13 protein-coding genes are annotated in these 12,994 nt (G+C 52.0%); 2 read left to right on the forward strand and 11 right to left on the reverse strand.

Annotated features, from left to right (window positions below; translation table 11 throughout):
* Positions 1 to 9: 9 nt before the first annotated feature.
* The 8 genes from HY394_01780 to HY394_01815 form a co-directional block, all read right to left on the reverse strand.
* Positions 10 to 1,653: a glycosyltransferase family 39 protein gene (locus HY394_01780; protein ID MBI4052745.1), complete on the reverse strand. Its 1,644-nt coding sequence runs from the start codon at positions 1,651 to 1,653 to the stop codon at positions 10 to 12.
* Positions 1,646 to 2,206: a class I SAM-dependent methyltransferase gene (locus HY394_01785; protein MBI4052746.1), complete on the reverse strand. Its 561-nt coding sequence runs from the start codon at positions 2,204 to 2,206 to the stop codon at positions 1,646 to 1,648. Before HY394_01785 ends, HY394_01780 begins: the two co-directional genes overlap by 8 nt.
* A 22-nt stretch (positions 2,207 to 2,228) precedes the next feature.
* Complete coding sequence (locus HY394_01790; protein ID MBI4052747.1) at positions 2,229 to 2,693, reverse strand: acyltransferase; 465 nt, start codon at positions 2,691 to 2,693, stop codon at positions 2,229 to 2,231.
* 110 nt (positions 2,694 to 2,803) lie between these two features.
* The gene (locus HY394_01795; protein ID MBI4052748.1) at positions 2,804 to 3,118 is read right to left on the reverse strand and encodes a hypothetical protein; all 315 of its coding nucleotides are present in this window, start codon (positions 3,116 to 3,118) and stop codon (positions 2,804 to 2,806) included.
* A gap of 5 nt (positions 3,119 to 3,123) precedes the next feature.
* Positions 3,124 to 4,848, reverse strand: a complete 1,725-nt coding sequence (locus tag HY394_01800) for a hypothetical protein (GenBank protein MBI4052749.1) — start codon at positions 4,846 to 4,848, stop codon at positions 3,124 to 3,126.
* A 107-nt stretch (positions 4,849 to 4,955) separates the two neighbouring features.
* Positions 4,956 to 6,266 (reverse strand): oligosaccharide flippase family protein, encoded by a 1,311-nt coding sequence (locus tag HY394_01805; protein MBI4052750.1) that lies wholly within the window; start codon positions 6,264 to 6,266, stop codon positions 4,956 to 4,958.
* Positions 6,267 to 6,289: 23 nt separating this feature from the next.
* Complete coding sequence (locus tag HY394_01810) at positions 6,290 to 7,426, reverse strand: DegT/DnrJ/EryC1/StrS family aminotransferase (protein MBI4052751.1); 1,137 nt, start codon at positions 7,424 to 7,426, stop codon at positions 6,290 to 6,292.
* A 4-nt stretch (positions 7,427 to 7,430) separates the two neighbouring features.
* Positions 7,431 to 8,393, reverse strand: a complete 963-nt coding sequence (locus tag HY394_01815; protein MBI4052752.1) for an NAD(P)-dependent oxidoreductase — start codon at positions 8,391 to 8,393, stop codon at positions 7,431 to 7,433.
* 196 nt (positions 8,394 to 8,589) lie between these two features.
* Here HY394_01815 and HY394_01820 point away from each other — a divergent pair, with 196 nt between their 5' ends.
* Together HY394_01820 and HY394_01825 are read left to right on the forward strand one after the other, a co-directional pair.
* On the forward strand, positions 8,590 to 9,240 hold the full coding sequence (locus HY394_01820) for a hypothetical protein (protein MBI4052753.1): 651 nt from the start codon (positions 8,590 to 8,592) through the stop codon (positions 9,238 to 9,240).
* 92 nt (positions 9,241 to 9,332) lie between these two features.
* Positions 9,333 to 9,599 (forward strand): hypothetical protein, encoded by a 267-nt coding sequence (locus HY394_01825; protein MBI4052754.1) that lies wholly within the window; start codon positions 9,333 to 9,335, stop codon positions 9,597 to 9,599.
* 67 nt (positions 9,600 to 9,666) lie between these two features.
* Here the strand turns inward: HY394_01825 and HY394_01830 are convergent, their stop codons facing one another.
* Genes HY394_01830 through HY394_01840 form a run of 3 tightly spaced genes read right to left on the reverse strand, consistent with a single transcriptional unit; the run spans position 9,667 to position 12,968 of the window.
* A complete protein-coding gene (locus HY394_01830; GenBank protein MBI4052755.1) occupies positions 9,667 to 10,764 on the reverse strand; it encodes a DegT/DnrJ/EryC1/StrS family aminotransferase in 1,098 nt (365 codons plus the stop codon).
* A 1-nt stretch (position 10,765) separates the two neighbouring features.
* Positions 10,766 to 11,752, reverse strand: a complete 987-nt coding sequence (locus HY394_01835) for a peptidoglycan bridge formation glycyltransferase FemA/FemB family protein (protein MBI4052756.1) — start codon at positions 11,750 to 11,752, stop codon at positions 10,766 to 10,768.
* 10 nt (positions 11,753 to 11,762) lie between these two features.
* Positions 11,763 to 12,968, reverse strand: a complete 1,206-nt coding sequence (locus HY394_01840) for a glycosyltransferase family 4 protein (protein ID MBI4052757.1) — start codon at positions 12,966 to 12,968, stop codon at positions 11,763 to 11,765.
* Positions 12,969 to 12,994 lie beyond the last annotated feature (26 nt).

Here is a 12,994-nt window from a genome sequence, read left to right on the forward strand (position 1 = left end):
CGCAATCAACTATTTTAATTGTTGTTTAGGGCACGAAAAAACGAAGCCCGTTTCGTATCCTTTTGAATAAAAAGTTTTGGCAAGCGGGCATTTTTTTTGCAGTTCAAGCCACGCATCGTTTCCCCTGCGGGGCGGCAGGTTGAGGAAAAGAGCGGTTCCGCCGCCTTCAAGCATCTGCATGCTCTTGCTCTTGTCGAGGTGGTAAAATGACCCGAAGCCTTCACCCGCATAGAACGCGAGGTCCTCGTTGGTTGAAAAAACCGGCTTGATGCCGCCGCGTTCATGGAAGAATTCCGCCATGCCGTTCATGGTCTGGTTGTAGTCCGGGGTTGTCGCAAAGAAAAGGTATTCCGACAGGAGCACGGCGTTGAACGCGATGCCCAACCCGATCATGAGTGCAAGAGCAAGCGCCTTCGCCTTTCCGCTTTTTGCGAGCAGGAAAACCGCCGACAGGACAAGCGCGGCGATTGTTGTGAAGAGCAAACCCCACAATGCCATTATCACAAGCGGGCCGGACGTTCCGGCAAGCCAGACGTCAGGATTTTTCAATGCGAGCGCGAAATCGAAATGCTCGATGCTGAAGGTTTCATGCAGCCTGAAAACCTGGAACGCAAAAAGCACGGCCGCAAATGCGAGCGCGGAGCCGGCAATAACATGAATGTTTTTTTTCAGGCTTTCGAGGTTTTCCGCCGCAACCGCGCCGGCGAGAATGGAAAGCGCGGGCAGGATTATCATCTGGTTCCTTTCAATCTGGCCTTTCTGCGCGAGCAGGATGAACATTGCGAGCGCGGCAATTGCAAACGCCCAGAAAATCAGGGCTTTTTTTCTCTGCTTTGAAAGCAGGCCGAGCAGCGGCAGGAAAAACAGCAACGGCCCGCCGTATTCGGCTATCCTGTAAACGTGCTTGAAACCGGCCTTAGCGGTTTCAACGGGAATGTTTCCGCCGCCGGAAACGTTTTTTCCGCCCCATTCGATTGTTTTCAGGAAAACGCTTTCATTTCCGGTGGCAAACGATATGGCCGGAAAGATTGCGAAAAGCGCAATGCCTATTGCAGCCGCCGCCGCAACGCCCTTCCATTCGGGTTTTTTTCCGCCGAGCAGTTCAAAAACCGCGATTGCCGGAATTATCGCGATGGCGGTGTATTTTGTGAGCATTGCAAGGCCGAAGAAAATTCCCGACATCGCCAGCAGGCTGTTCCGGTTTTCCCTCCCTATGTGCGCCCTGTAATAGAAGTAAAGCGAAGCAGTGATGAGGAGCGTGAGCAGGTTGCCGTCAATGTCGATTATGTTCCTTGCCAGCAGGCCGTAGAAACTGAATGCTATTATGGCCGAGGAGATTATCGCGGTTTTTCTGTCAAACGCGAGCAGGGCAAACCTGAACGTGAGCGCAATCAGGAGCAGTCCGTAAAGGACGGAAAGCAGCCTTATCGGCGGAGAAACGCCCAAGCCGGAAAGCGCATTTCTTGCCTGCGAGAACAGGTAAAACGATACGGGCCCTGCCGGAGGATGATCTTGGTATTCCGGATAGCCGCCCTTTGCTATTATGCCTGCCGTGAACTCGTTGATTGCCTCGTCGTCGACCAGCAGATGGTTTATGCCGAAGAGCGAAACTGCCAGGGCCAGGACAAGTATTCCGGCAAGCGCCTTATCCACCGGATTCCCTCCGCGGCCCGAAGTAAAACACGTCGCACAACCAAAAAACGCTTTTGCGCGCCTTTAACCGGAAATGCCTTTGCAGTATTTCCAACTCTTTTTGCGGCGGCAACAGGGTATTGGAATGGGCGTCCGGCTCTCCCGCCAATACCGCCAAAATTCCGCCCAACAGGTTTTGGCGGGCAATTCCAACAACCAATTCCGTGCCGGGATTTTTTGCCTTGAATTCCCGCAAAATCTTTTCAAGCTCTTTTTCCGAAAAAAGATAAAACACCTCGTTGGCGGCAACAACGTCAAAATCAACGGCTCTCCAGTCCTTGACATCGGAAAGTTCGGGCAAAACGTCAAAACCCGTTACCTTTTCGCCGAGCAGTTTCTTCAGTTCTCCGCAACCGCAGCCAAAATCCAAAATCCTGACGTTGCGCCGGTCAAGTCTCGCGATTCCGGCAATTGTTTTCAGAATGCCGTGGAAGTAAATGCCTTTCAGGCCCGTATAATAGTTTTTTGAAAAATCCTTGCCCACAAAAGCAACTCCCTTTTTTCCCTTTGCCATTTCAGACGGCCTCCCGCGGACCTTATCTCCACGGGTTTTTTTCCGAATTAAATTTTTTTTCCGCCTTAAGCCTTTCATATTTTTTCTTGTCCCTGAACTTTTTCACCTGTGCCGGGTTGCCTGCAACCACCGCGCATGCCGGAACGTCTTTCACCACGACCGAGCCCGCGCCTATGACCGCGCCCTCTCCGACAGCCGCGCCGCCAAGGATTGTCACGTTCGAGCCGATCCAGACATTGTCGCCAATCCTGACCGGCTTTTTTATGCGGGTTTTGCCGTAGGGCAGCTCTTCTCCTTCGTAGTCGTGGTTGTCGCTTATCACAAAAAGATTTTCGCCGGCGCGCACGTTGTTTCCGATTGTTATGCTGCCTGTTCCCCGCAGTTTCGTTCCGCTGTCAAGGCAGCTGTTCTCTCCGATGCTCACGCATTCGGGATGCGAGATTTCAACGCGGCCCTTGAAATAGCTCGCCCTGCCGAAACCTTTCATGGCGCGCGCCAGTTTCAGGTTTTTGCTTTGCACGTGGGCTTTTTCAAGCCTTTCCAGGACAGCCCTTATTTTCAGAAAATTGAAAAGTTTTGCCAGCAATCCTTCCACCGTCATTTTTTTTGCTCCGCAAGCACATGTTTCTCTATTGGCCGCCATCCCTTTTCAATGCGTTTTCTTGAATACTGCCAGTCCACGAACAACGGAACCTCGATTTCTGCGAGAATTTTTCCTTCGCCTTTTGTTGCCCTCGCAAGCCATGTTATTTTGTGGTTTTCCGGAAACTTGGTGTCCCCGGCCATTTTTTCGAATTCGAACGAATCCGGTTCCTCGTGTTTTTCAACCCACCCGTCCGAGATGAGCGCTGCCTTGAGCGAGTTGAATGCGGCAGTGCAATTTTTTGCGGTGATTTCTTTTTCGACAATCATTGCCTTCACTTCACAATCCAGTTTCCGATTGCTAGGCAGTCCTCGCCGCCCTGCAAGTAAGACCTTATCGCGTCTTCCGGCGAGCAGACTATGGGTTCGCCGTGCATGTTGAATGACGTGTTGATTATTGACGGCAGGCCGCTGAGCTTTTTGAATTCCTCGAGTATTTTGTAATAGCTTGGGTTCGCGTTTTTGTCGATTATCTGCGGCCTTGCGGTTCCGTCGACGTGCACCACGCCCGCCATGTCTTTCTTCATGCGGTCTGTGCAGTCCAGGCTCACTATCATGAACCTTGCCGGAATGCATTTTTCCCAGTCGAATCCCCTGTAGCATTCTTCCGCAAACTCCCGCATAGTGACGGGCGCGAACGGCATGAATTCCGTTCTCGAAAGCCTTTCATTGAGCCAGTCCTTTGTCGTCGGGTCCTTGGGCTGGTACAATATGGAGCGGTTTCCCAACGCTCTCGGCCCGGCTTCCATCCTGCCATTGAACCTTGCAATGACCTTGTTTTCAAGCAGCAGTCCCGCTATTTCCTTTTCAACGTCGCGCGCCTTTTCCGCCCGGCCGGAGAGGCCGAATCCATTTATCGCGTTTTCTATTTCCTTTTCCGAATAGCCCGGGCCAAGGTACATGTCCTTGATTGCGTGCGGTTTCGGCTCTTCGCCGTGCTCTGTCATGCTTTCCGCCCAGACTTTCAATGCCGCGCCTTCGCCCAGGCCTGCGTCCGACATGTTTGGATAGACGAACATTTTTCCGATGCCGCCCGTTTCATAGATGCGCTGGTTTGCGCGCACGTTCGCGAAAACCCCGCCGCACAGGCACACGTCGCTTATGCCGGTTTTTTTCACTGCATTGCTGACAAGCTTTGAGATTATTTTTTCCGTGAACCTCTGCAGTGCCGCAGCAACGTCTTCCGTCCTGAATGTTTCAAACAGCTTTTTGTAATACATCGCTTCAGGCTCGAATCTCGCATGATACAGCTGTTTTCTTCCTTCCGGCTTGACGAAGCGCAGCCCGCTTTCGTCAAGGAAAACGTGCTTTTCAAGTATTCCTGTTTCCGCGGAAAGGTCTTTTTTCTGCGAATAGCCTGCGAGGCCCATGAATTTTCCTGCCTCTGTCGCGGGCTTGAAGCCGTAGACTGCGATGAGCCTTGCCCAGATGCTGCCGAAGGAATCGCACGCAAGGCTTTCCGCGACCGGTTCGAGTTTTCCGTGCTCCGCCCTGAAAATTGTCGAGGAAAGCTTGTCGCCGCCCGCGTCGACGGTCACGACAGTTGCCTGTTCAAAGCCGGACGCAAAATACGCGGCGAAGGCGTGCGATGCGTGGTGGTCCACGTAAGTCACGGGTTTTTCGGCTATTCCGATTTTTTTGAGTTCGGATTTTATGCCGGACATCGCCTGCGCCCTCAACTGCGGCGCCTTCAAAGCCATTGACGCGCAGATTTTGAGCCAGTGCGCCGCGCTTTTATTGCAGAGGAACTCCTCTTTTGCGAAGCGTTCGAAGCTGTGGCCATCCGAGCCGGAATAAGCTATTGCGTCAATCTCTTCCGGTTTCGTGCCGGAAATTTCAAGGACTTTTTGAATGGAAAGCGCCGGAAACCTGCCCTCTACTTTCACCCTTGTCAGGCGTTCCTCGTTGACGACCGCTTTCAGGACTCCGTCCTCTATGAGCGCAGCGCCCGAGTCGTGCATCCTGTTGAACGAGATTCCGAGTATTTTCAATCCTGCCACCGTTCTTTTCAAATTTTTTCTTTAAAAATATTTAATTGCGTTTAGTTTTCTGCCATTCTCTTGCAGCCTGTTGGCCAAATATTTGTTTTCTAGCCGTGTATTAAACCTTATTGATTTTTCCTTGCGAAATTTTTGAGCATTACCGCGGCAACGGCTGAAGCGAAAAATTTCGCGTCTTTCGGCTTCGGAATGATTTCGATGCTGTAACCGAGCCGTTTTGCAAAATAATAGCCTGCGCCGCCCTGCAGTGCAGCGTACAATGCCATGAGCGAGATCGCGCCGGGGAGGCCTGACTTTATCGCGACAAGAAAGCCGTATGGTATGCAGACGAGCAAGGCGATGACGTTTGTCGCGAGCCTGAACTCTATCCTGTTTATGCTGATGAAAATCTGGCCGATGGCTGTCGCCGACTGCACGGCTATGGCAATCACGAACAAGGGCAGGAGATAAAGGCCGGGCGCGTATTTTGGCAAAAGCAAGGGCACGAAAACGTATGCCGCGGCGGTGCTGACTGCGCCCAGGCCGAGCGCCAGCAATATGCTTGCCTTTATGTTCATTGAAATGAAGTTTTCAAGGGTTTTCTTTTCCGCGTTTTTTTCCATGACGTACGGGTGAAGGACGTCGTCCAGTGCCGAGTTGCCCGTGCCGATGAAAACATTCGCAATCTTCTGTATTATGTAGAAATAACCGAGCTGTGCCGCTCCCGCAGACAATCCGAGCACTATGTTGAAGAACGTGTCATAGGCCCTGCTCAAAAAACTTGTCGGCAGGGAAAAAACCGAAAACCTTGCGATTTCCCCGAAATTTATGGGCTTGTCCTCGAACGGCAGCTTCCGGTACTGCGCGTACAGCAATGCAAGCGCTATCATTGAAGCGGTGAACTGCGCGTAAATCACGCCAATGCCCCCGAACTTGAGTGCGACTACCAGTAGCAGGGCAAGGCAAAGGTTTGAGGAATTCATGATGACTTCCGCAACCATGGTTTTCTTGAACTGCTTGAACGTGCGCATCAGGAAAAGGAAACTCATGTATGCCGGCATGGTCAGTATTGTGAGGACGCTTGCCTGCAGAAGGAAAACATCTTTCTTTTCAAGGAACAGAGTGATATCAGAGGCGAACAGCCAGATTGCCGCGCCGATGAGCAGGACAACCGCGAGCTGTACCTTCATCAGCAGGCCGAAAAATTCCCTGGACTTGTACCGCGGATTGAACGTCTGGAAAACATTCTGCAAAAAATACAGGCCGAACAGGTTGGCGAGGCTCGCCACGAAGCTGATGAAGTATGTCACAAGGCCGTATTCTTCCGGGCCAAGAAAATTTGCGACAAGATATGTGTAAGCAAGGCTTATTCCGATAATCCAGAGCTTCTTGCCCTGCTCGAAAAAAAAGTTTTTAATGAATCCTTCAATCTGTGCCACAAAAACACCCGTTTCCGCCGAAGTCAGCCTTTGAGCGCGCCTTCAACGGCCGAAACGACGCAATCAACCTGCTCTTCGCTCATGCCGGCAAAAATCGGAAGCGTGACAATCCTTTCCGCGACGTTTTCCGTAACGGCAAGCCCGCCTTTCTTTCCGCCGATGTTTTTGTAGTACGGCTGCAAATGCACTGGCGGATCGAAGTGCACGGACGCCTGCACCCCGCTTTCGCGCAATTTTCCGACAAACGCCTGCCTGTCGGTTTTTTTCCCAACCTTGACAGTGTACATCTGGTAAACGTGCCTGCATTTTTCGGCTTCGACCGGCAGATCCAATGCATCAATGCCGGCGAATGCCCTGCCGTATTTTTTCGCAATCGCCTTTCTCTCATCGTTCAGCCTGTCGACCTTTTTCATTTGCGCGACGCCGATTGCCGCAAGCACGTCGCACAGCCTGAAATTGTAGCCCGCAACCTCCGCCTGCCTCAGCCACGGCCTTTCCTTCCTTTCGCGTTCGAACGCGCTTGACGAAATGCCATGCGCCTTCAGGGCTTTCGCCTTCTCCGCAACAGCGTCATCGTTTGTCGTGAGCATTCCGCCCTCGCCGGTCGTGATGTTTTTTGTCGGATAAAACGAAAAGCAGCCCGCATCGCCGAAGCTTCCGGTTTTTTTGCCCGAAAACTCCGCGCCGACTGCCTCCGCGGAATCCTCTATCACTGCAAGGCCGTGCTTTTCCGCAATCTCCATTATTTCATCCATTTCGCACGCCTGGCCCGCGAAGTGCACGGGCATTATGGCAACCGTTTTTTTTTCTATCGCCTTTTCGACTGCCTGCGGGGAAACATTGCACGTCCCGTAATCTATGTCGGCAAACCTCGGCGTGCAGCCGGCCGTTACGATCGCATTGGCGCTTGCCACAAACGTGAAGCTCGGCACGATTATTTCGCCTTTGAGGCCGAGCGCCTGAATCGCGGCATGCAATGCGGAAGTGCACGAGTTCATTGCGATTGCATGCTTCACGCCGGCATAATCCGAGAACAGCTTTTCGAATTCCGCGTTTTTGGGGCCGTGCGCCAGCCAGCCTGAGCGCAGTACAGCGGAAACCTCGCTTATTTCCTCTTCACCGATTGACGGCACGCACAAGGGAACTTTCACAGCCGGCATCATGTCAGCCCGTTTTCTTGACAACTTCAACGTATTTCGCTATGCCTTCCTCGACATTGGTTTTCGGCGAAAACCCGATCAGCCTCTTCGCCTTTTCAATGCTCAGCGAACCCCTTTTCGGCCTGCGGATGTCAGTGCCGGATTCAACGAATTTTGCGTTCGGCACGTGCTTTGCGACGATTTCCGCGAATTCCCGTATGGTGCGGGCATTCCCTGCAGTGATGTTGAACGTCTCGTTTTTCGCCTTCGCGGATTTTGATGCGAGCACAAAACCGTTCGCGGCATCTGTAACATGCGTGAAATCCACTTTTTCCAGGCCGCCGTCAAAAAGCTTCAATGGCTCGCCTTTCAGGGCGTTTTCCACGAAAACCTGGGACACGCGCCGGTTGGCGTCGCCGGGACCGTAAACCGCGGACGGCCTGATTATAGTGTAATCGATGCCGAACTTTTTCGAATAAGCTTTCGTCAGCACCTCGCCCGCAAGCTTTGTGCCGCCGTAAATGTCAATCGGGTTCAGGGGATGCTCCTCGTCCGCAACTTCTTTCACAAAGTCGCCGTAGACGAAGCTTGAAGAAGTGTAAACGAACCTTTTCACGCTTCCGAGTTCGCGCAGGCTTTCGAGCACGTTGACAAGGCCGTCAAGGTTTATGCTTATCGCATCCTCGGGAAACTCGTTGCTTTTGGTTGCGATCGGCAGCGCCGCCAGATGGATCACTATTTCGGGCTTTTCCTCACGGAGCGCGCGGAGCAGGCCGCCCTTGTGCCTTATGTCACCGCGGATGATTTTGACCTTGTCCTTTATGTCGGCAAGCCGTGCCTTCAAAATTTTTTCGTAATTGCTTTTGAGCGGGTCAATGAAGTTGAGGAAAGCGTCGAAGCACACGACCTCGTCGCCTTCGGCCAGAAGCTGCCTTGAAATGTGGCTTCCGATGAAGCCGCAGCCCCCGATTATGAAGAATTTAGCCATGTGGTTCAGCCCTTTTTCCTTTCTTAGATATTGGCGTTCCAAGCCTTTAAAAATGCAAGCGCCCTCGCGCCTGCATGGTACAATTTTCGATTTTCTAAACCGCGGAGGGGGTCCACCCCATCCCCAGTTTTAAGGTAATCCTGACCCTCCCCCGCTATGCGAATTGTTTTCAAGCTTTTGCCATATAATCCTGATGATGCCGAAAAAAATCGTGGTTCTCACCGCGGAAACCGCGAACAATTTTGAAATCCTTGAGCCGCTTTTCAGGCGCGCTCCGGCTGATATCTGCGCGGTCTTTGTTGACGGTGTTCCGGCTGAACGCTTCGGAAAAAACCTCAAGCGGGTTCTCAAGTTCGGCCTGCTCCGCCTTCCCAAAGCCCTGCTTGCAAGGCTTGCGGGAATGCTTTCCGGAAGGCAAAAGTCAATCACACGCCTGTGCGCGCAAAACAAAATCGAAGTGCACAAAATCAGGGACATGAATTCCGCAAAAACCATTGCACTCCTAAATCGGCTTGCCCCCGATTTGGTTGTCTGCGCCGGCTTCAACCAGATACTGAAAAAAGATGCCCTTGGAGTCTGCCCGGCCATAAACCTGCACCGTTCCCTGCTGCCGAAGTTTGGCAACAGTTTCCCAATCCACCGCGCCCTGGCGGCCAAGGAAACCGAAACTGGCGTTACGATTCATTTCATGTCGGAAAAGGTCGATTCCGGAAAAATCCTCGCACAGGCAAAGGTCAGAATCGAAAAAAACGATTCAGTCGAATCGCTTTACCAAAAAACGTCGGCGGTCGGCGGAAAGCTTCTTGCCGACACAGTTGAAACCATGCTTGCAGGCAAAAAACGCTGACCCGGCCCAAAACCCGCCTGCCCCGCCTGCCAAAAGTATTTAAACAACCGGGCCTTAAAATACATGGCAAAATCAGCGAGAGGTGTTTTTTGATGGCTGAAAAACTTGACATTAAATCCGGGGCGGTTGCAGGCGGATTAACCGGGGTTGCGCTTTCAATTATCTGTGCCGCGGCAATCTATGCTTTTCCGGGCGCGGCTATGGGCCTGTTCACTTCAATGATCCACTCAAACATTCCGATTGAACCCAGGCCTTTTGAGGCTGCAGGCTTTTTGTCTGGGCTGGTTATGGCATTCATTATCGGCGCAATAGTTGTCGGCATATTTGTGCCAATTTACAATGCCTTGGCTAAACGCTGAACCTTTATTTTGTGCAGGCAACCGGCGGAAAAAAGGGCAAACAAGCAAAACACCGGGATGTGCAGGCTCATCCCAGTATTTCCGCCGCCTTTTCCGCGATTCCGGCAAACTTTTTTTCCGGCAGTGTGAGCGGGATTTCGATGTAAGTTCCAGCTGTCCTTTCCGCGTTTGGAAACCTTCCTTTCACGCCGAAAACCTTGTTCAACGGCATTGGAAATTTGGGGTTCACTGTGAGGCCGGCTTTTGCAAACATTTCAATCGCCATCCGCCTTTCAATGCCCTGCAGCACAACCGGAAAGTACGGTGCGGCGATTTTTCTTTTTTTTATGGCCGGAAGCACCGCTTTACGGCTTTTTGACAGCCTTTTGTGCAATGCGCAAAAATTATTGTGCCTCAGTTCTGCAACGGAATCAAACCTTTCCAGCTGGTTCAGGAAAACCTGCACCGCAACATTGTCCGCGCGCGCAAGCTCCGCGCCCCATCCTGCCGGCCTGTGGAATTTTCTGAGCAATGGATAAGTCCATTCATTCGCCGAGCCATAACCGCAAAACGCTTTCATTTCGGCAATGCCGAAGCCGTTTTTTGGCAGGCCTGCAAGCAGCCGCCTTGCCTTTTCCGCGATTTTTCCGTCCTTCGTGAAAAGCATTCCGCCTTTTCCGGCGCCGAAACTTTTCCCGAAACCGAAGCTGATGAATCCTGCCGTTCCGTTGCACCCGATTTTTTTGCCGTCGAATTCCGAGCCGAAGCCGCGCACGAAATCCTCTGCAACAGGCAGCCTTTCATTCGCTTCAATTATTTTTTTCGTGTCCAGCGGAATGCCGTAGGCGTGCTCCGCCACGGCGCAGTCCGCGCTTTTCGGAATCGCATCAAAATCCATCCCGAAAGTTTCCGTTTCCACGTCAACCAGGATTGCCTTTGCGCCGGCCTTCTGCACTGCGAGGAAAACCGAGGGGCAGGTGAATGCCGGCAATGCGACCTTTTTGCATCCGAGCGCCTTCAATGCAATCCAAAGCGCGGTGCTCCCCGAACCGGCAATTATCGCGTGCGGTGCGCCGGTTTTTTCCGAGGCAAGCCTTTCCGCGCGCGCAAAGTTTTCAGCCGAATAGTTTCCGAGCAAATCGGAAAACCGGAACATTGAAACTATGCCGGGCAAAGTTCCGTTCATTTTACAGCAGCCCCTTTGCAATCCCGTACGCCTTGAGCGAAACCTGCCACGCGGCCCACTTTGCATGGTCGTTGATTTTCTGCATTGTATAAAACTCCCTGGGCTTTCCGCCGAACCTTTCCTTGAACCGCTCAAGCTCTTCCGTTGCGGAGGTTCCGAAGTCAAAAAATTCGCAGCCGCGTTTTTTTGCAAACAGCATGGCTTCGTTGAGCAAAAAGTTGTTCGGGTTTCTGCCCAAAAATCTTTCATCCGACGCCGAACTGAAGTAATGGCACGTTTTGCCTGCCTTTGAAAACAGCAGCATGGTTCCCGCAACGGCTCTGCCTTCAAGTTCGGCAAGCAGGATCGTGCCCAGGCCTTTTTTGAACAGCAGTTCTTCCGCCTTGAGGAAGAATTTTTCGTTGAAGGTTTTTCCGGCCCCAAGCTTTTCCATGGTCTTTTCGTACATTGCGGCAAAAGTTTTGATGTCGCCGCTTGCTTTGGCTTCCCTTATTGAAAAGCCCTGGCCGTAAGCTTTCCTCACGGCATTACGCGTTTTCTTGTGGTATGCCGAAAAGATTTCCTCCCCGCTTTTGCCGATTTCGGCAACCGTTGCAGAAAAAGCCTTTTTTTCAAATCCGAGTTCTTCAAAAATTTTTGCGTCTTCCAGGCTTTCGACCCTGCAGAAGCACGCGACACAGCCTTTTGATTCAGCCGCAAACTTTTCGGCCAGGCGGCGTTTTGCCTTTTCACTGCCGAGCGGCCCGCCCTCGTAAAACTTCGGGTAATTCGGGGGCATTGAAATGAGGTGCTCGAACAACGCATGCCTTGCCTTCATTGCCGGAAAAACGCCCTCGATTTTTCCGCCGCTTTTTTCCGCAAGCATTATGGGCTCATAGCCCAAACATTCGTGCAGTAATTCCGCAAATTCCGTCCGGTGGAAAACCGTGCCGCCATTCTTTTCCACGAATGCATTCCATTCCTCGTCGCTTAAACTTTTTTTTCCCATATGGCCCGCCTTACCTGTGCGCCGTTATGCGTTCATAAAATTTTTCATACCGTTCAACGGCTTTTTCCTGCGAATATTTTTCCTTGACGCGTTCAAGCGCCTTGCTTCCTAGGATTTTCGCTTTTCCCGCATTCTGCAGCACTTCGAGTATTTTTTCCGCCAAATCGTTTTCGTTGCCCGGCTTAAATGACAGGCCGGCGCCGCCTTGGATGACTTCGGCCATGCCGTCGATTTTGCTTGCAATGCACGGCTTTTTGCACGCCATCGCCTCGACAAGCGAGTTCGGAGTCGTGTCAAAAAAGCTCGGCAGGACAAATGCGTCGCACGAATTGCAGTAAAGGGGCATTTTTTCCCTTTCAATGCTGCCGCGGAATTCCACTTTATTTTCAATGCCCAAGCTTTTTGCCAGCGCCTTCAGGTTTTCCTCTTCCGCGCCTTTTCCGGCAATCACAAGGTTTGCCTTTTCATCGCTTGCGCAGACCCTGCGCATTGCATTCAGCAGGACATCGCAGCCCTTCCATTTCACGAGTCGCGCGGAAAACAAAACCGCTTTGCCATGCATTCCAGTCTGCACGCGCGCCTTTTCTTTCGGCATTGGCGCAAACTTTTTCATGTCCACGCCGTTTGGCAGGACCGAAACCTTGCCTTCATGCACGCCGCGCTTAACCAAAAACTTTTTTCCGCCATCCGCATCCGCGGCAATGAAGTCGGCGCTTTTGAAATACCAGTCCTCGACCTTGTGCAGGATTCCCGCAACGCCTTTTCTGTGGGCAAGCGTTCCATCAAGCCCTTTCCTGCAATCCCAGTCCGGAAAATTCTTGATTGACAGGTACTCGTAGACCATGTCGCCGCCGTATTTCATCACGCATGGTTTTTCCGCCAAAATTTTTTTCGCAAGGCAGAGGCTGAAAGCGCCGGTTGAAAGGTCGTGCGAGTGGAAAACGTCGTTGTCCCGGTTTTCGAGGATTTTTTTTGCGAATGCAACCGAGCCGATTGCCATGTTCGCGTTGCTGAATTCAAGGCTTCCTTCAAGCGTGAACGCGCGTTTTATTTTCACGCCGCTTTTTTCGCTTTCCTTGGGCCGGCCCTTCATTTTCTGTGTTATGACCGTAATCTCAAACCCTTTCCGTGCGAGGCTTTCGGACAGAATCTCCAAAAAAGAGCCGCTGCCACCGACTTTCGGCGGGTAGAAGCGCGAAACCATGCAGATTTTCAACAAAACACCTGTGTGGGGTGCAAAGA

Source organism: Candidatus Diapherotrites archaeon (genome assembly GCA_016205145.1).
GTDB lineage: Archaea > Iainarchaeota > Iainarchaeia > Iainarchaeales > JACQJH01 > JACQJH01.

What these genes read in the sequence shown, in the direction of transcription:
- HY394_01815 (MBI4052752.1), bottom strand. Translation starts at nt 8,393, where the DNA reads ATGGCTAAATTCTTCATAATCGGGGGCTGCGGCTTCATCGGAAGCCAC.
- HY394_01825 (MBI4052754.1), top strand. Translation starts at nt 9,333, where the DNA reads ATGGCTGAAAAACTTGACATTAAATCCGGGGCGGTTGCAGGCGGATTA.
- HY394_01830 (MBI4052755.1), bottom strand. Translation starts at nt 10,764, where the DNA reads ATGAACGGAACTTTGCCCGGCATAGTTTCAATGTTCCGGTTTTCCGAT.
- HY394_01820 (MBI4052753.1), top strand. Translation starts at nt 8,590, where the DNA reads ATGCCGAAAAAAATCGTGGTTCTCACCGCGGAAACCGCGAACAATTTT.
- HY394_01795 (MBI4052748.1), bottom strand. Translation starts at nt 3,118, where the DNA reads ATGATTGTCGAAAAAGAAATCACCGCAAAAAATTGCACTGCCGCATTC.
- HY394_01810 (MBI4052751.1), bottom strand. Translation starts at nt 7,426, where the DNA reads ATGCCGGCTGTGAAAGTTCCCTTGTGCGTGCCGTCAATCGGTGAAGAG.
- HY394_01790 (MBI4052747.1), bottom strand. Translation starts at nt 2,693, where the DNA reads ATGAAAGGTTTCGGCAGGGCGAGCTATTTCAAGGGCCGCGTTGAAATC.
- HY394_01785 (MBI4052746.1), bottom strand. Translation starts at nt 2,206, where the DNA reads ATGGCAAAGGGAAAAAAGGGAGTTGCTTTTGTGGGCAAGGATTTTTCA.
- HY394_01835 (MBI4052756.1), bottom strand. Translation starts at nt 11,752, where the DNA reads ATGGGAAAAAAAAGTTTAAGCGACGAGGAATGGAATGCATTCGTGGAA.